At 64.5% G+C, this 17951-nt stretch carries 15 protein-coding genes; 5 read left to right on the plus strand and 10 right to left on the minus strand.

From position 1 onward, the window contains the following. Positions 1-16: 16 nt before the first annotated feature. The gene (locus OC446_RS13380; protein ID WP_262029524.1) at positions 17-628 is read right to left on the minus strand and encodes a glutathione S-transferase family protein; all 612 of its coding nucleotides are present in this window, start codon (positions 626-628) and stop codon (positions 17-19) included. A 127-nt stretch (positions 629-755) separates the two neighbouring features. After that, entirely contained in the window at positions 756-1997 is a 1242-nt protein-coding gene (locus tag OC446_RS13385) for an NAD(P)/FAD-dependent oxidoreductase (RefSeq protein WP_262029525.1), read from the minus strand. Between the two features lie 207 nt (positions 1998-2204). Here OC446_RS13385 and rpe point away from each other — a divergent pair, with 207 nt between their 5' ends. From rpe to OC446_RS13400, 3 genes are all read left to right on the plus strand, one after another. Continuing rightward, positions 2205-2876 carry a ribulose-phosphate 3-epimerase gene (rpe, locus tag OC446_RS13390; protein ID WP_262029526.1) on the plus strand — a complete coding sequence of 224 codons (672 nt, stop codon included), beginning with the start codon at positions 2205-2207 and terminating at the stop codon, positions 2874-2876. Positions 2877-2934: 58 nt separating this feature from the next. Beyond that, positions 2935-4248, plus strand: coding sequence for an adenylosuccinate lyase (gene purB / locus OC446_RS13395; protein WP_262029527.1), 1314 nt, complete (start codon positions 2935-2937; stop codon positions 4246-4248). 73 nt (positions 4249-4321) lie between these two features. Then, positions 4322-5575, plus strand: coding sequence for a cyclopropane-fatty-acyl-phospholipid synthase family protein (locus OC446_RS13400; RefSeq protein ID WP_315986503.1), 1254 nt, complete (start codon positions 4322-4324; stop codon positions 5573-5575). Between the two features lie 7 nt (positions 5576-5582). On the opposite strand, the gene OC446_RS13405 is transcribed toward OC446_RS13400, so the two are convergent. Further along, positions 5583-7595 (minus strand): hypothetical protein, encoded by a 2013-nt coding sequence (locus tag OC446_RS13405; protein ID WP_262029528.1) that lies wholly within the window; start codon positions 7593-7595, stop codon positions 5583-5585. Between the two features lie 179 nt (positions 7596-7774). Between OC446_RS13405 and OC446_RS13410 the strand changes: the two genes are divergently transcribed. Further along, the gene (locus OC446_RS13410; protein WP_262029529.1) at positions 7775-8326 is read left to right on the plus strand and encodes an RBBP9/YdeN family alpha/beta hydrolase; all 552 of its coding nucleotides are present in this window, start codon (positions 7775-7777) and stop codon (positions 8324-8326) included. A gap of 179 nt (positions 8327-8505) precedes the next feature. Further along, positions 8506-9111 (plus strand): Spy/CpxP family protein refolding chaperone, encoded by a 606-nt coding sequence (locus OC446_RS13415; RefSeq protein ID WP_262029530.1) that lies wholly within the window; start codon positions 8506-8508, stop codon positions 9109-9111. 114 nt (positions 9112-9225) lie between these two features. Here the strand turns inward: OC446_RS13415 and rpsD are convergent, their stop codons facing one another. From rpsD to OC446_RS13450, 7 genes are all read right to left on the minus strand, one after another. After that, the gene (gene rpsD, locus OC446_RS13420) at positions 9226-9843 is read right to left on the minus strand and encodes a 30S ribosomal protein S4 (protein WP_262029531.1); all 618 of its coding nucleotides are present in this window, start codon (positions 9841-9843) and stop codon (positions 9226-9228) included. Positions 9844-10051: 208 nt separating this feature from the next. Continuing rightward, entirely contained in the window at positions 10052-13213 is a 3162-nt protein-coding gene (locus tag OC446_RS13425) for a multidrug efflux RND transporter permease subunit (RefSeq protein ID WP_262029532.1), read from the minus strand. 6 nt (positions 13214-13219) lie between these two features. Next, on the minus strand, positions 13220-14416 hold the full coding sequence (locus OC446_RS13430; protein ID WP_262029533.1) for an efflux RND transporter periplasmic adaptor subunit: 1197 nt from the start codon (positions 14414-14416) through the stop codon (positions 13220-13222). 93 nt (positions 14417-14509) lie between these two features. Beyond that, on the minus strand, positions 14510-15388 hold the full coding sequence (gene murI, locus OC446_RS13435) for a glutamate racemase (RefSeq protein WP_262029534.1): 879 nt from the start codon (positions 15386-15388) through the stop codon (positions 14510-14512). Positions 15389-15397: 9 nt separating this feature from the next. Further along, a complete protein-coding gene (locus tag OC446_RS13440; protein WP_262029535.1) occupies positions 15398-16600 on the minus strand; it encodes a chlorophyllase/cutinase-like alpha/beta fold protein in 1203 nt (400 codons plus the stop codon). A 65-nt stretch (positions 16601-16665) separates the two neighbouring features. Beyond that, positions 16666-17400: an RNA methyltransferase gene (locus OC446_RS13445; protein ID WP_262029536.1), complete on the minus strand. Its 735-nt coding sequence runs from the start codon at positions 17398-17400 to the stop codon at positions 16666-16668. A gap of 165 nt (positions 17401-17565) precedes the next feature. Further along, positions 17566-17853 (minus strand): hypothetical protein, encoded by a 288-nt coding sequence (locus OC446_RS13450; RefSeq protein ID WP_181053304.1) that lies wholly within the window; start codon positions 17851-17853, stop codon positions 17566-17568. Between the last annotated feature and the right edge of the window lie 98 nt (positions 17854-17951).

Raw genomic sequence — 17951 nt, forward strand, 5'->3', positions numbered from 1 at the left:
CCACGGGCCTCAGCCTTTACGCCTCCGGTCGTGTTGCCATCATCGAGGGTCGAGCGGCAAAACGCTCATACCATTGCGATGCATGTGGCCTTCCCGAGCGCCAATTCAGATCGCCGAAGCGGAAATCCAGATAGCCGATCGCGCAGGCAATGGTGATCATCGGGATGATCACCTTATCGCCGAAGGTTGTTGCCAGCCGATCCACCTCATCGAGGCCTGCCGTGACCTTCGTCAGTTGCGTGTCCCGCCAGGCTTCCCAGCGCAACTCGGCAGGACGTACGGTCTGCTCATAGCGGGCGAGCAACGCCGCATCCGTGATGCCGTCGCCGAGGGCCTGCTGAACCAAGGCTTCCCATCGATCAGAGCCAGCAGCCGGAAAGACCTTTAGACCGTTTGAGCGAGCGTCGAGGTACTCGCAGATCACGCGGCTCCCATAGAGCGCCTCACCCTCGTCGGTGACGACTGTCGGCGCCTGACCGAGGGGATTGTAGTGAGCAATGGCCTCATCACGATTGACGGGATGAGGAGCGCTGTTCACCCGCTCAATGAGATGCTCCTGATGCGTCTCGTAGGCGGTCACGAGAACCTTGCGGACGAAGGGTGAAAGGGGTGCGAAAAAGAGTTTCAAAGATCACCTGCCTTGCATGGTCCTTCGGGACCAGAATACATGCCCAGCAGACACGAAACTCTATTTCACATCAAGTTCCCTGATCACGCATTCCCCGGCGCGACCGGCAATCACAAAAGCCCCGCGGCTAAAACCGGTCCGCCCGATACGGCTTCGGATCGACGACAGGCGTCTCGCCAGTGATCATCTCGGCCAGGAGCCGACCCGTCACCGGGCCGAGGGTCAGGCCGTGATGGGCGTGGCCGAAGCCGAACCAGAGGTTCTTATGCTTCGGCGCCGGGCCGATGATCGGCATCATGTCCGGGGTGCAGGGGCGCATGCCCATCCAGGGCTCCGGATCGACGCGTTCCCCAAGGGGGAAGAAGTCCCGGGCGATGGGCTCGGCCCGGGCGAGTTGAACCGGGGTCTTCGGCGCGTCCCGGTTGGCGAATTCGGCTCCCGTCGTGAGGCGGATGCCCTTCGTCATCGGGGCGAGGAAATAGCCCCGGTCGAAATCGAGCGTCGGGCGGTTGAGAACTGCATTGCCCGCGGGCTTGTAGTGCATGTGGTAGCCGCGCTTGACCGCGAGCGGCAGGTTGTAGCCGAGCTTCGTCGTGAGTACGTCGGCCCAGGCGCCCAGGGCGATGACCACATCGCGGGCCTCGACCGGCCCCTTCTCCGTCTGCACGCGCCAACCGGTCGATGTCCGCTCAAGGGTCCGAGCATCGCCCGACGCCAGCTCGCCGCCGAGGCTCTCGAAGAGCCCGACATACCCCATGGTCAGCATGTGCGGATCGGACACGGAGGCCGGGTCGGTCCAATGGATGCCGCCCTTCGTCTCCACCTTGAGATGCGGCTCGCGCTCAGCGACCGACCGGGTGTCGAGCGCATCGAAGTTCACGCCGAAATCGCGCTTGACGGCTTCCGCGTCCTTGAACTGCTCGTCGCGGCTCTTCTCGTCGCGGAACACCTTCATCCAGCCGGTCGGGCGGATCAGATGCGTCGATCCGGATTCCTCCGCCAGCGCCATGTGCTCGGTGACGCTGCGCTCGATGAGAGGCGCGTACATCCGGGCGATGGCCTTGTGCTGGGCGGGGCGGGAATGCATCCAGTACTGCCACAGGAAGGGCGCGAGCTTCGGGATCGCGGCCCAATGGTAATGGGCGTCGATGGTGTTGTTCAGGGCATAGCGCAGCAGGGCACCGAAATCGTGCGGAAAGCCGTAAGGATAGACGCCTTCGCGCTGGATCAGGCCAGCATTGCCGAAAGAGGTCTCTTCGCCCGGCTTGCGCTTGTCGACCAGGAGAACCGACCGGCCCCGCTTCTGCAGGTGCACGGCAATCGACACGCCGACGATGCCGGCCCCAAGAACAACCACATCCTTACGCATGAAGACCCTGCCCCATTCACGTCGCTTCGTGTGAAAAGCGAACTCGTATCCTTGTGACGGGGCCATCTTTACTCCCGTTGACGGAATGCCGTCCATGACTTTCCTGTCGCAATGGGACCTCTCCCCAGCCAAGTGGTCTTGAATTGGTTCTGGCAGGTGGCTCAATGCCCCGTTGCGGCGGGAAAAGGCTCGTGCTACCGGCGCGGCATGACACGCCCGCTCCTCATCGCCCCCTCCATCCTCGCCTCCGACTTCTCGAAGCTCGGAGAAGAAATCCGCGCCATCGACGCCGCCGGCGCGGACTGGATCCATATCGACGTGATGGACGGGCATTTCGTGCCGAACATCACCATCGGGCCCGACGTGGTGAAGGCCTTGCGCCCTCATACGTCCAAGCCCTTCGACGTCCACCTGATGATCGCCCCGGTCGATCCCTACCTGGAAGCCTTCGCGAACGCGGGTGCGGACATCATCAGCATCCATGCCGAGGCCGGGCCGCACCTGCACCGCTCGCTCCAGACCATCCGCAAGCTCGGCAAGAAGGCCGGCATCGTCCTCAATCCCGGCACCCATGAAGGCTCCATCGAGCCGGTGATCGACGAGGTTGACCTGATCCTCCTGATGACCGTCAATCCGGGCTTCGGCGGACAGGCCTTCATCCCATCCGTCTGCCACAAGCTGCGCCGGATCAAGGAGATGGTCGGGAACCGGGACATCGATATCGAGATCGATGGCGGCGTGACGCCCGAGACCGCGCCGCTGGTGGCCGAAGCCGGGGCCAACGTGCTCGTTGCCGGCTCCGCCACCTTCAAGGGCGGCCCGTCGGCCTACGCGGCCAACATGGCGGCCATTCGCGAGGCGGCAGCAAAGGCGCGTTGAGATCACAGGGCTATCGTGCTACCGCGCGGGCATATCACCCGCGTGGAAGTGGAAAGCCATGATCCCCCGTTACAGCCGTCCCGAGATGGTGGCCATCTGGTCGCCGGAAACCAAGTTCCGCATCTGGTTCGAGATCGAGGCCCATGCCACGACGGCGCTCGCCAATCTCGGCGTCGTGCCGAAGGAGGCGGCGGAAACGGTCTGGGAGAAGGGCTCCAAGGCCACCTTCGACGTGGAGCGGATCGACGCCATCGAGCGCGAGGTCAAGCACGACGTCATTGCCTTCCTGACTCACCTGGCCGAGATCGTCGGCCCCGAGGCCCGTTTCGTCCACCAGGGCATGACCTCCTCGGACGTGCTCGACACCACCTTCAACGTGCAGCTCGCCCGCGCGTCCGACCTGCTGCTGCGCGACCTCGACGAGCTCCTCGCGGCCATCAAGCGCCGAGCCTTCGAGCACAAGATGACGCCGACCATCGGCCGCTCGCACGGCATCCACGCGGAGCCCACCACCTTCGGCCTCAAGCTGGCGCAGGCCTATGCCGAGTTCGAGCGTTGCAAGATCCGCCTGATCGAGGCGCGGCGGGAAATCTCCACCTGCGCGATCTCGGGGGCGGTCGGCACCTTCGCCAATATCGACCCGAGCGTCGAGGAATACGTGGCCGAGCAGATGGGCCTCCAGGTCGAGCCGGTCTCGACCCAGGTCGTCCCCCGCGACCGGCACGCCATGTATTTCGCCACGCTGGGCGTCATCGCGTCCTCCATCGAGCGCCTCGCCACGGAGGTGCGCCACCTGCAGCGGAGCGAGGTCCTGGAGGCGGAGGAGTTCTTCTCGGCCGGCCAGAAGGGCTCCTCGGCCATGCCGCACAAGCGCAATCCGGTGCTGACCGAGAACCTGACGGGCCTTGCCCGCATGGTCCGGGCCTATGCCATGCCGGCCATGGAGAACGTGGCGCTCTGGCACGAACGGGACATTTCCCACTCCTCTGTCGAGCGCATGATCGGCCCCGACGCCACCGTGACCCTGGACTTCGCCCTCGCGCGCCTGACCAACGTCATCGACAAGCTGGTGGTCTACCCCGAGAACATGCAGAAGAACCTGGACCGCCTCGGCGGCCTGGTCCATTCCCAGCGGGTTCTCCTGGCGCTGACCCAGAAGGGCGCGTCCCGCGAGGACGCCTATCGGCTCGTCCAGCGGAACGCCATGCCGGTCTGGCGCGGCGAAGGCGACTTCCTGACCCTCCTGAAGAGCGATGCCGACGTGACGAAGTACCTGTCCGCGGACGAGATCGCGGCCTGCTTCGACCTCGGCTACCACTTCAAGCATGTGGATACGATCTTCGCGCGGGTCTTCGGCGCAGGCGGCGCATAGCTCGGGGGTGGAAATTTTTCCAGAGTGAACGACAATCCCCAGTCAGGAGATCAACGGCGCGGGGATTGTTGCCATGCTGTCGGAGAAACTTCTCGATCTTGCGTTCACGCGGGCCGTGAAACACGGCACCCTGGAAATGATAACGGCCAGGGGCAAGCGTTTCAGCTTCGGCGACGGGGCTGAACCGCAGGTCAAGATCCGGTTCACGGATGCAGCGGCCCAGATGGCCCTCTGCCTACACCCGGAGCTGAAACTCGGCGAATTGTTCGTCGATGGCCGCCTGGTCATCGAAAAGGGCAATATCCTCGACCTGCTCCAGCTCCTCCTCGAGGATACCCATGGGGAACTCGACGAGCTCCCCCTCCATCGCCTGCGCAAGATCCGGGCCTGGATGTTGCGCCGGGCGGAGAACGACGCGATCCGGTCGAAGCGCAACGTCGCCCACCATTACGACCTGGACGGCCGGCTCTACTCCCTCTTCCTCGACAGCGACCGCCAGTATTCCTGCGCCTATTTCGACCACCCCGACGCGAGCCTCGAAGAGGCGCAGATGGCCAAGAAACGGCACATCGCAGCCAAGCTGCTGGTCGATCCAGGCCACAGCGTCCTCGATATCGGCTCCGGCTGGGGCGGCATGGGGCTCTATCTGGCCCAGGTCGCCGGAGCGGGCTCCGTCAAGGGCATCACCCTCTCGGAGGAGCAGCTGGAGGCCTCGCGCAAGCGGTCCGCGACCGCCTGCCTTCAGGACCGAGTGCGGTTCGAGCTTCAGGATTACCGCGACACGAGAGGCGCCTTCGACCGGATCGTCTCGGTCGGCATGTTCGAGCATGTGGGCGTATCCTCCTACGATGCCTATTTCCAGGCCTGCCGGAGTCTTCTGAAGCCGGACGGCGTCATGCTTCTCCACACCATCGGGAGAACGGGTACGCCCTACCCGACCAACCCTTGGATTACGAAATACATCTTCCCCGGCGGCCACCTGCCCGTCCTGTCCGAGATGATGCCCGCCATTGAGCGCGCGGGGCTCGTGGTGGCCGATCTCGAGGTGCTGAGGCTGCACTACGCCTATACCCTGAAGGCTTGGCGCGAGCGTTTCATGGCCCATCGAGAGGAGGTCCTACGTCTCTACGATGAGCGTTTCTGCCGGATGTGGGAATGCTACCTCGCCATGTCCGAATCCGCCTTCCGCTGGCAGGATGCCGTCGTCTTCCAAGTCCAGCTCGCCCGCCGCAACGACGTGGTGCCCGTCACACGCGACTACATCGCGGAGCGGGAGGCCGTGCTGAAGGAGGCGGAGCAGAACATGGAGTTGAAGCGGAGCGCTTGAGGGCCGGTCAGAACGGGTCCGGGTGCCCGTCGAGACGCATCTGGAAGAGAAAGTAGGTTGGCGAGCAGTAGCCCCAATCCTTTTTGACGCTGGACGAGCCGGGAAGATCGTCAGGGAGCGCCTGGCAGGCATAATCCTCGCGGCAGAATCGGTCCTTCCCGCAGATCTGTCGGTTCTGCCGCACGATGCTCATATCGAGACAGGACGTGAAGTCGCCTGTGGCGGCACATTGGTCGAAGGCTGCCCCGCCGCCCATTCCGCAAATCTCGTCCGGCACATTGCCATTTGCGAACCGGTCGAAGGCGAGATCGTGAGGCTGGCATCGTCTGTAGTTCAGGCCGCCTGGGACTCCAAGGCGAGGCTCGAGACAGCTATGTTTTGCAGAAACAAGTCCTTGGCTCGGTCGTCGAGCGTCGCTCAAATTAATGACGTCATTGAAGGGCTTCGATGCGGTTTTGATCCGCCCCGCCAAACAGGCCAGCCCGGCACTGATGTTGATCCTCCGTTCTGGAATGCATTGCCCGAACTCCACGCTCAGGCGACCATTCTCGGCAATCGAGGTGCAGACCGTTCCCGCGCGGCAATTCCATGCCGATGACAGATGCGACGCAGAGGCCGGCATGATGCACGCATTGGCCAGATTTGCAGGTTGGTAGACAGGGCCGTTCCCGTCCCAGGTTGCGCTCGGCGCCGCAGAAAGGGGGCGGAAGCGGATCGGCTCGCGCCCCATGGACAGGGCGGTTATATAGGCCTCCCTCCGCTTGGACTCGGCATAATAGTGCGCCGAATGGCCCTGTTTGACTCGGTTGTGCGGCGAGGCCTTCTCGTCATCGAGGCCGAAGAAATGAAACCCAGCGGTTGCCCCTGACTGATGGCAGCCCATGCAGGTACCATTGTCGAGACGTGCGATCACACCCCGCGGCGAGCGAACAAGCTTCGTTTTCTGAAAGGGCAGACGCCCGAGTTCCTCAGGCTTCAGCAGAGCCGAGAAAGGATGGTTAGCAAGCCTCGCACTGCCAAAGGTCGAGTATGTCAGGGCTTTGGTCGCAAGGAATTTCTCGGGGATCTGGTACACACCGAGATCGATGGCTGGGATGTTGGATCTGATGTACGAGATCAAATCCCGCTGCAATGCGGAATCCTGTTTGATGCGCTCGACATCGGGCGTGTTCTCGAGAAGCTGGGGAATAAGATCAAACTTGCCACCGGTGGAGACCGGCTTGAAGATCCGCATGAGATAGATCGCCTGCCCTCCGAGTTCAGGTTCCATTTCAGAGGGCAGTCGAGCAATCTGGGCATTTACCTCAATCTGTTTGAGGCGCAGCGCGCTTCGATCGAGCATTCCAGATATCAGCCAGTCAAGAAACTCTTCTCTGCGCGTGAAATCGCGCTGCGGCAATGCTGTCCGCGCGGCTACTGCGCAATTCTGGAAGGCGGATCGAGGCCTTTCGTAGACGACATTCAGGTTGAACGGCATTCGCGAAGCCGAAGGCTTGGCGCCACCGGTAAGGCTGGAAAGCCAGCCGCGCGTCGTCCGGTAGCTCAATCGGTAGATGAACCTCACCTCGCCGCAGCTCTCCCGAGGTCGCGTCAGCTCTGCGAAATCTGCTCTGTCCTGCCGATTGATAACGCCTACGAGCTGGAATTGGGCATGAGGCGAACGAAGCCAGTCGGGATTGAAGCTCCGGCCGACGTTCCACAGCACCTTTTGCTGCAAGTCCCGTCCATTCGCCTTCATCTCGGATTTCAGCGCATCCATGTCTCGTGATATATGTCCACGCAGGGTCCGAAAGGCCGGACTCAGTTCGGAAAGCCTCTCCGTCGTCTGCGCATCGGACTGATCCAGAATGGTGCCGAGGCGAAAGCCTCGACCCTCAAGCATGGAAAGCAGGGCTGGATCCTGCAGATCGACGAATGGCTTCCCTTTCTGAATGATGAATGTATCGCCAGCCTGACAAGCAGCGGCGCAGGTCAGAAACGTGCATCCTAGAAGCACCCAGGCCGGGATCTGACGCAGCATCTCCGTCTCTTTCGACAGCGGACCTCACGCGTTATGCGGTGAGCAGCTTTGGGGTGAGGTCCGGTAAAGTTATTGTTATAATATTTTATTACCGGAATGCGCGCGGTCCTGCCAGTGGGACTGCCCCTAATCGAAGCGGAGCGCTTGAACCTGCCAGTGCGGGTCTTTATCTCCCGGTCATGAAAACCTCCGATTGCGAAATCCTCATCGTTCCCGGCCACACCAATTCCGGCGAAGATCATTGGCAGAGCCGGTGGGAGCGCCAGCTCTCGACCGCGTGGCGCGTCGAGCAGGAGAACTGGGACGCCCCCAACAGGGACGCCTGGGTCGAGCGAATCGCGCGCGACGTGGAGCGGGCCGAGAAGCCGGTCGTGCTCGTCGGGCACAGCCTGGGCGTGCTGGCCATCGCCCATGCGGCGCCCCGGCTCGCGAACAGCAAGGCGCGGGGTGCCTTCCTGGTCAGCCTGCCTGACGTGGAGCGGCCGGACTTCATCCCGGCCATCGACCGGGCCTTCGCGCCGATCCCGCGCGAGCCCTTCCCCTTTCCGTCGGTTCTCGTCGCCAGCAGGACAGATCCGCATTGCGACTACGCCAAGGCCGAGGACATCGCCTATTCCTGGGGCGCGGCCATCGTCGACGCGGGCGATGCCGGTCACCTGAACACCGAGAGCGGCCATGGCCCCTGGCCCGAGGGCCTGATGCGCTTCGCCGGCTTCCTGAAGCAGTTGTAGAGGCCCGGATTATTCTCTCCTTGTCACTCCGGGGCCGCGCGGCGGAGCCCCGAATGGCGATGGGACTGCCCGGTACGCCTCCTCCGGCCTTGTCCACATGACGAAAAGTTCATGCGGCGGTCACCTGGGCGAGAGCAGGATGAGAGCAATCTTGTCCTATCGCCACACGGAGGATATTCATGAAAACCCTTGCAACCGTCGCTCTGGCCGCCCTGCTTGCAGGATCCGGGACCTACGCGTTCGCACAGCAGCAGAATCCTGCGCCGAGCGCGCCGGCTGCCGGTCAGGACCAGGGCCAGCAGAACCGCCGTCCCCGCCTGAGCCAGGACGATTACAACCGGCTCGTGGATGCCCGCATCGCGGCGATCAAGGCCGGCCTGAAGCTGTCCCCCGACCAGGAGCGCCTGTGGGCGCCGGTGGAAACCGCGATCCGAACCTCGGCCTCGGAGCGCTACACCCGCATGCAGCAGTTTCGTGAGAACCGCGACCAGCGCCGGTCCATGGACATGATGCAGCGCCTCGAGCAGCGCAGCACGATGCTGAATCAGAGCGCCCAGCGCTCCGCCGCTTTGACCCAGGCGCTTCGCCCGCTCTGGGACAGCTTCAGCGAGGACCAGAAGCGGATCGCACCGCGCCTCATGCGTGAAGCCATCAACGGCGGCTGGGGCGAGCGTCGCGGCCGGGGCGGTCGCGACGGCCATCATGGTCGCCGGGCGGGAATGATGATGGAGCACGGCCCCGGTATGATGGGCCACGGACCTCGCGGTCCCGCCTCGCAGCAGTAAGGCATCCGCACGTAAAAGCCGGACGTGGATTCGCATCCACGTCCGGCGCGTCAGGCAATAAAAAAGGCCGCCCGAGGGCGGCCTTCTTCGTTTTCGAAACCGGCTCTTCGCGGATTAGCGCGAATAGAACTCGATCACGAGGTTCGGTTCCATCTGGACCTGGTACGGCACTTCCGACAGGGTCGGGATGCGCGTCACGCGGGCCGTCATCTTGGAGTGATCGACCTCGATGTAGTCCGGAACGTCACGCTCGGCGAGCTGGGACGCCACGACGACGACCTCAAGCTGCTTCGACTTGTCCTTCACCTCGATCACATCGCCGGCCTTCACCTGATAGCTCGGGATGTTGACGCGGCGGCCGTTGACCTTCACGTGACCGTGGTTGACGAACTGACGGGCAGCGAACGGGGTGGCGACGAACTTCGCGCGGTACACGACCGCGTCGAGACGGCGCTCGAGCAGGCCGACCAGGTTCTCACCGGAGTCGCCCTTCAGGCGGATCGCCTCCGCGTAGTAGCGGCGGAACTGCTTCTCGGTGATGTTCGCGTAGTAGCCCTTGAGCTTCTGCTTGGCGCGCAGCTGCGTGCCGAAGTCGGACATCTTGCCCTTGCGGCGCTGGCCGTGCTGGCCGGGGCCGTATTCGCGGCGGTTCACGGGGCTCTTCGGGCGGCCCCAGATATTCTGACCCATGCGGCGGTCAAGCTTGTGCTTGGCCTGAATGCGCTTCGACATCGCTGTTCCTCTTGTTGTCGAATCTGCGAGGAACGCGCCCTCCTCTTCCCTTCATGCCCGAGAAGGTCCAAAGGACCGTCTCGAGGGACGGGACGACAGGCCGGCCGGAACCGGGCCACGGGAGCGTAAAAAGTTACGCGGCCCCGTTAAGGACCGCGTGAACGGGATTGCCTTAGTCGAGACGGGCCGGCCTGTCAAGGAACCCGCCTCATTCGGCCGCCTGGGCACGCGGCTCCGGCGTCTCCGCGGCCTTGGAATGGCGGCCGGACCACCAGGAGCGGACGGCCAGGGACAGGCTGTCGAGGTAGAGATACACGACCGGCGTCGTGAACAGCGTCAGGGCCTGGCTGACTACGAGACCGCCCACGATGGCATAGCCGAGGGGCTGGCGGATCTCCGAGCCCGTGCCGTGTCCTAGCATGAGCGGCACGCCGCCGAGAAGCGCCGCCATGGTGGTCATCATGATCGGCCGGAAGCGCAGGATCGCCGCCTTCCGGATGGCGTCGCGGGGGCTGAGCCCCTCGTCCCGCTCGGCGCTGATGGCGAAATCCACCATCATGATGCCGTTCTTCTTCACGATGCCGATGAGCAGGATCACTCCGATGAAGGCGATCAGGCTGAAGTCGAACCCGAACAGCATGAGCGTCGCGATGGCGCCAAGCCCCGCCGAGGGCAGCGTCGACAGGATCGTGATGGGGTGGATGTAGCTCTCGTAGAGGATGCCGAGGATCAGGTAGACGACCACGAGCGCTGCCAGGATGAGAAGCGGCACCGTCGCGAGCGAGGCCTGGAAGGCCTGCGCATTGCCCTGGAACGTCCCGGCGAGCGATCCTGGCGGGTTGAGCGAAGCCACGGCCCGCTGGATGGCCTGGGTCGCCTCGCCCAGGGCGGTGCCCTGCGCGAGGTTGAAGCTGATCGTGATCGCGGGAAACTGCCCCTGGTGGTTGATTGCCAGGGGCGCGATCTTGCGCGTCGTCCAGCTGGCGAAGGTCGAGAGCGGGACCTGCTGCCCGGAGGTCGGAGACTTCAGGTAGATCCGGCTCAGGGTTTCCGTATCGCCTTGCAGCTCCGGCAGGACCTCCAGGATCACGTTGTAGCTGTTGAGCTGGGTAAAGTACTGCGTGACCTGCCGCTGCCCGAACGCATCGTAGAGCGTGTCGTCGATCTGCTGCGGCGTGAAGCCGAAGCGGGAGGCCTGGTCCCGGTTGATCGTCAGGGTCAGGGTCGTGCCGCTCACCTGCTGGTCGGTTGCCACGTCGCGCAGCTCGCGAAGGGTACGGAGCTTTTCCAGGATCTTCGGAGCCCAGTCGTTCAGTTCATCCAGGTCGGCGTCCTGGAGGGTATACTGGTACTGGGTGCGGGCTTGGCGCCCACCCACGTTGATGTCCTGCGAGGCCTGCAGGAACAGGCGGACCCCCTCCACCTTGTCGATCTGCGGCCGCAGGCGGGCGATGATCTCGGACGCGGAGGCGCCGCGCTCCGATCGGGGCTTGAGGCTGATATAGAATCGGCCCGTATTGAGGGTCGACGCTCCGTTGCCCGCTCCGATCGACATGGCGAAGGTCGCGACGTCCGGATCGCTTCCCACGATCTCGCCGAGCGCCTGCTGGCGCTCGTACATGTCCTTGAACGAGATGTCCTGGGCCGCTTCCGACGTGCCGACGAGAAAGCCCGTATCCTGCTGCGGAAAGAAGCCTTTCGGGATCGCCATGAACAGCGCGACCGTCGCGGCGAGCGTCGCGAAGAAGGCGAGCAGCGTGAGGAAGCGATGGCGCAGCACCGCATCGAGCCCCCGCTCGTAACCGCGCTCCATCGCGGTGAAGGACGCTTCGAGCCAGCGATAGAGCCGGCCGTGCCTCTCCTCGGGTCCGTGCGGCTTGAGAAGGCGGGAGGCCATCATGGGGGTCAGCGTCAGCGACACGATGGCCGAAACGGCGATCGTCATGGTCATGACGATGGAGAACTCGCGGAACAGCCGGCCGATGATGCCGCCCATGAGCAGGAGCGGGATGAACACGGCGACCAGGGACACGCTGATGGACAGGATGGTGAAGCCGATCTCCCCGGCCCCCTTGTAGGCCGCGTTCATCGGCGTCTCGCCGTTCTCCACGTGACGGACGATGTTCTCGAGCATCACGATGGCGTCGTCCACGACGAAGCCCACGGAGATCGTCAGCGCCATGAGCGAGAGGTTGTCGAGGCTGTAGCCCGCGAGATACATCAGCCCGCAGGTGCCGAGCAGGGCCAGGGGGACCGTCACGCTGGGAATGACCGTCGCCCAGAGCCGCCGCAGGAAGACGAAGATCACGAACACCACGAGGGCAATGGTGATCAGGAGCGTGAACTGCACGTCGGCCACGGAGGCCCGGATGGTCTGGGTCCGGTCGCTCAGGACCCCGATCCTGATGGCAGGCGGCATCGCGGCTTCGAGCCGGGGCAGTTGGGCCTTCACTCGGTCGACCGTCTCGATCACGTTGGCGCCCGGCTGCTTGAAGACGATGAGGAACACCCCGCGCTTGCCGTTGGCCCAGGCGGCGAGCTTGCTGTTCTCGGGGCCGGACACCGCCCGGCCGATATCCCTCACCCGGATAGGCGCGCCCTCCGCATAGGCCACGATGACGTCGTTCCACTCTTCCGCCCAGACGAGCTGATCGTTGGCATAGATGGTGAAGCTGCGGGTCTCTCCGTCGATGGAGCCCTTGGGTGCATCGACCGTGGAAATGGCGAGCTTCGCGCGCACGTCCTCCATGGACAGGTTCTTGTTCACCAGCTTCGTGGGATCGAGCTGCACTCTGATCGCGGGCTTCTGCTGGCCGCCGATGACCACCTGGGCCACACCCGATATCTGGCTCACCTGCTGGGCGAGCTTGGTATCCGCATTGTCGCTCACCTCCGTGAGCGGCAGGGCGTCGGAGGTGACGGAGATGATGAGGATCGGCGTGTCGGCTGGGTTGACCTTCCTGTAGGTCGGCGGGCTCGGCAGATTTTTCGGCAACTGCCCGCTGGCCGCATTGATGGCCGATTGCACGTCCTGGGCGGCCGCATCGATGTTCCGATCGAGATCGAACTGGATCGTGATCGCGGTCGAGCCGAGCGCGCTCGCCGAGGACATCTGGGTCACGCCCGGGATCTGGCCGAACTGCCGTTCGAGGGGCTGAGCGACCGACGAGGCCATGGTCTGCGGGCTGGCGCCCGGCAGCGTCGCCGAGACCTGAATCGTCGGAAAGTCGATCTGAGGCAGCGGCGCCACTGGAAGGAAGGGATAGGCCGCAAGACCGGCGAACAGGATCCCGATCATCAGCAGCGTGGTGGCGACCGGATAGCGGATGAACGGTGCCGAGACGCCGCCTCCTGGAAATCCCGCGCTCATGTCACTTCATCTCCTCATCTCCCCGGCGGCGACATGCTCTTCCCCGGCATTCGTGACCCGCACGGGCGCCCCGGGCTGGAGACGGTAATGCCCGGCCGTGACGACCCTTTCCCCGACGCCCAGTCCCTCCTCGACCACTGCCTTGTCGCCGGTGATGACCCCAACCTTGATGGGGCGCATCTCGACTGTGTCGTCGGCTTTCACGACATAGGCGTAGAGCCCCAGCGGGCCGCGCTGGACTGCCGTGCTGGGCACTGCCGCGACTCCTTTCAGCGTGCGCACGAGCAGGCGCGCATCCACCGACATCCCGGGCCAGAGGCTATGATCCCTATTGGGGAATTGAGCCTTGAGCCGCACGGTCCCGGTGGCGCTGTCGACCTGGTTGTTCACCAGGGTGAGCTCGCCCTCGGCGAGCGGCGTCTTGCCGTTCGAGGAGAGGGACCAGACCTTGAGGGGTCCCTCGCCCTGGGCCTTCAGGATGCCCGACAACTCCGCCTCGGGGGCGGTGAAGATGACGGCGATCGGCTCGATCTGGGCAATCTGCACGATGCCGCTTGTATCGGCCGCATGGACGATGTTGCCCTGATCGACCTGGCGCAGACCTGTTCGGCCGGTGAGTGGAGCCCGGATCGTCGTGTAGCTCAGCTGCGTGGTGGCATTGTCGATGGCCGCCTGATCCGCCTGGATCTGGGCGTTGAGTGAGTTCACGTTCGCCTGCTGGACATCGAGCTGCTGCTTGGATGCGAAGTCGCGGGTGATGAGTTGGCGGGTCCGTTCGAGGTCGGCCTTGGCGCTCACCAGCTGAGCCTCGTCCTGCGCCTTCTTGGCGACGGCCTGGTCCAGGGCGGCCTGGAACGGGCGCGGGTCGATCTGGAGCAGGAGGTCTCCCGCCTTGACCGTCTGCCCTTCCTGGAACGCGATCTTCTCGATCTGGCCGTCGACCCGGCTGCGGACCGTCACCGTGTTCAGGGCCTGCACCGAGCCGAGCCCCGTCAGGTAGATCGGGATGTCGCTCGCCTCGACGGAGGCCGCCTGGATCGGAACAGGAGCCGGCGCCGCGGGCCGCGCGGCCGCCGCGTTTTGCGCCGTCCGGACCTCATTCCAACGCCAAGCTCCCCAGCCGCCCGCGGCGAGGACGAGAATAAGAAGAACGGCAAAGAGGCCTCGGGACTTGCGCCCCGACGTCGGTTTCGGCTCGACCATGGAGCTCTCCCGCGCGTGGACTCAAGCTTCGTATTTAGGAAGCGCCGAGGGGAGAGATAGGGCGATGCCCTACACACTTTCGTGCGTCTGGTTTTATTCGCCGTTGAGGCGCATCGGCCAGGGTTCCATGACCACCTGCGACAGCCCGCGCGCATGCAGCGCGGACCGCAAGGGGGCGCCGATTCCGGCCCCGTCGGTGAAGACCGCAATGGCCTCGTCGTCGTCGGCCTCGTGGCCGGGCACGGGTTCGCCGATGAGCTGGATCACCCGGCGGGCGATGGCCGGGGCCGGGTCGATCCAGGTGACCGGCCAGGGCGCCAGGGCCTGGAAGCGCGCGAGCAGCAGCGGATAATGGGTGCAGCTCAGGGCCACCACGTCCGTCCTTCGACCTTCATCCTCCACGAAGCAGGGCAGAATCTCTTCCAGAAGGTCGTGATCCGGCACGGGGATGCCCGCGAGTTCAGCCTCCGCGAAGCCCGCAAGGCGCCGCGAGCCGACGAGATTGACCTTGCAGCCAGCCGCATAGGTATCGATGAGGTCGCGGGTGTAGTCCCGCGCCACGGTGCCGGGGGTGGCCAGGACGGAGATGGCCCCGGTCCGCGTCGTTCGGGCCGCCGGCTTAATCGCCGGAACGGTGCCGATGAAGGGAACAGAGAACCGCCGGCGCAGGTGAGGCAGGGCGACGGTGGAGGCCGTGTTGCAGGCGATCACCACGATGTCGGGATCGTGCAGGCCGATCAGCCGCTCCATCACGGCGACGACACGCTCAGCCAGCACCGCCTCGCTTAAGCGCCCATAGGGAAATCCCGCATCGTCCGCCGCATAGACGTAGCGCGCATCCGGGCGGACCTTCAGAACCTCGGCAAAGACCGTGAGGCCGCCGAGCCCGGAATCGAAGACGAGGATGGTGGGGACGGGAGACGGCATGACGGCGGGATTATAGGTGACCCCCGCCAGAAGATCGACACGCATAACCAACCCTTACGAACGCGACTTGGTCAGAAAGTCTGATAATCCCTGTTTGGTTTCCGGAGGCGCCATGTTCAGCTTGCGGCGCGGCGCCGGCTCGTCCTTGCTTTCCGGCTTGGCCGCTTTCGGAACCTGCGCCGAGAGGCGCTTGACCGGCCAGCCATCGCTCCAGGTGCTCATGTCGACGAATTTGGGATCGCGCAGAAGGGCCGAGGCTTCCTTGCCGGCGAAGGCCGCCTCGGAAGCAAGGTCGAAGGTCTTCCAGAAGGCGAGGAAGTCCAGCGTATCGGTGGCGTTGGTGCCGAGTTGCTGGGTCAGGATGGTCTGCGGCCCGCTGAGGGACATGTCGGCGCTCCAGCGCCAGGTGTTCTTCTGCTTCGGATCGCGCGGCGGATCGGGCGGCAGCTTGATGGCGGAGGCGTCGTACTCGGCCTTCGGCGAGCCAGGCGATGCGAGGGTCGCCGTCAGGGCCGGATAGCCATGGTCGTCCGACGCGGCGCGCATGAACAGCTTGCGGGACGAGGGAACGGCGCTGGCCTGCTCGAGCAGCAGGCGAGACGCGCGATCGCTCGGCACATAATCCCTGTCGCCGCTCATGGTGATGATCATGGTGTCTGGATTGACCGCCGAGAGATCGCGCAGGAGGATACCGCGTTCCTTCTCGTTCGAGGCGATGCCACCCGCCATCAGGCCGAAGACCAGCTTCGGCGCCGGAACCTTTCCGGAACTCACTCCGGCAGCGAGGTTGAGCGCGATGGGCACGCCCGCCGAGTGGCCGATGAAGGCAACCCTCTTCGTGTCGGGCCTGGCCTTCGGGTCGTCCGCCAGCTCAGCGAGAGCGCTCTGGATCAGGTCCTCGGACAGATTGGAGGCGTCGGCGGGCCGGGAACGGTTCACCTCCTGGAAGCGGGGGAAGAGCACGAGATTGCCCTTGCGGGCCAGGTGCTCGATCCAGCCGCCGTAGAGACCCGGGTTCACGGCTCCCCAGGAATGCAGGAACACCACCACGGGGCGGGGTTGCGAGGGCTCGTCGTTTCCATGGAACACGAAGGTCCCGCTGCTCGCGGTGCCGAGTGCCCGCTTGACAACCTCAGACGCCGGGTATTCGCGCCCGCCAGGCCCCTGCGCGGGCTGTTGCGGCGGCGTCGCCGCGTGAGCCGCCGGGGCTACGAGGGAGGCGCCAAGGAGCAGAACAGGCAGCAGGAAGCGGCGCATCGTCGTCTCGAACTCTTTTCACAACCGGCCAGATAGGGCCTAATCGTTATAAGGCCACGATTAGATTAAGGTTTTCTCAATCGTCTGCCTTCCGCAAGGGCTCGAATCGCCCCGCGCAGGGTGCGCACCTCCTGCTCGGTCATTTCGAGCCGGTGGAAGATGTCCCGCATGTTGCGGGTCATGGTCGGCTTCTTGTCCTCAGGGTAGAAGTTCACCGCCTCGAGCTCGGTCTCGATATAGTCGAAGAACGACGTCACCATCTCGCGCGGCGCCGGGGGCGATTGCCGTCCGCCCTCGAAGGGCAGCGCGCCGCCGGTGGCGAGCTTGTACCATTCGTACGAGACCAGCAGGACGGCCTGCGCGAGGTTGAGCGAGGAGAATTTCGGGTCGACCGGGAAGGTGATGATGGCATCCGCCAGGGACACCTCGTCGTTCTCCAGCCCCGTTCGCTCCCGCCCGAACAGGATGCCGATCCCCTGCCCGGCCCCAAGGCGCCCCTGCGCCTCCTTCATGGCGTCGTCGGGCGCGAAGACCCGCTTCATCTGCCCCCGCTCCCGGGCCGTGGTGGCGAAGACGAAGTTCAGGTCCGCGATGGCCTCGCGGACCGTATCGTAAAGCGTCGCCCCTTCCAGCACATGGGTCGCGCCCGAGGCCGCCGAATGCGCACCCTTCTTGGGCCAGCCGTTGCGCGGGGACACAAGGCGCAGGTCCGACAGACCGAAATTGGCCATGGCCCTGGCCACCATGCCGATGTTCTCGGCCAGTTGGGGTTCCACGAGGATGATGATCGGGCGGGTCATGGCGGCTTGGTCCGCTTGGATGAAGGATCGCCTCCCATACCGCCAAAACCGGTGCCGCGACTAGGTCTATCGAGAAGTCCTGCGGCTCTCGGACACCTCATGAAAAAGCCTCTCCGGGAAAGCCCGGAGAGGCCCTGCGGCACCCCCTGGTTACGGCCCCGCCGCTTACCAGCAGCCCCAGCCGCAATGGTAGTACGGGCGTGCCGAAGCAGCGCCCAGAGCCGCGCCCCCGACGACGCCGACCGCCGTGCCGACGGCCACCTGACTGGCGGCCGCGTTCGATTGCGCGACGTTGTTGCGGTAATTCGCGTTGCGGCAACGTTCGAAGGTCTTCGTGCCGGGCTTCAGGCCGGATTCCATGCAGACTGAATCGGCATTGGCCATGGACTGCTCGGCCGTCTGGCAGCCCGCCAGAACCAGGGCCGCAGTTCCAAGAATGATAGCAAGACGCATGTCAGCTCCCCATGATGTGTTCGCGTCCAAGGAATCAATGAAATGTTATCACCATAACAAGCTCGTGCGAGACATGATCGTGGAATAACGTCCTCGGA

The sequence above is a fragment of the Microvirga sp. Mcv34 genome (assembly GCF_024519725.1).
Taxonomy (GTDB): Bacteria; Pseudomonadota; Alphaproteobacteria; order Rhizobiales; family Beijerinckiaceae; genus Microvirga.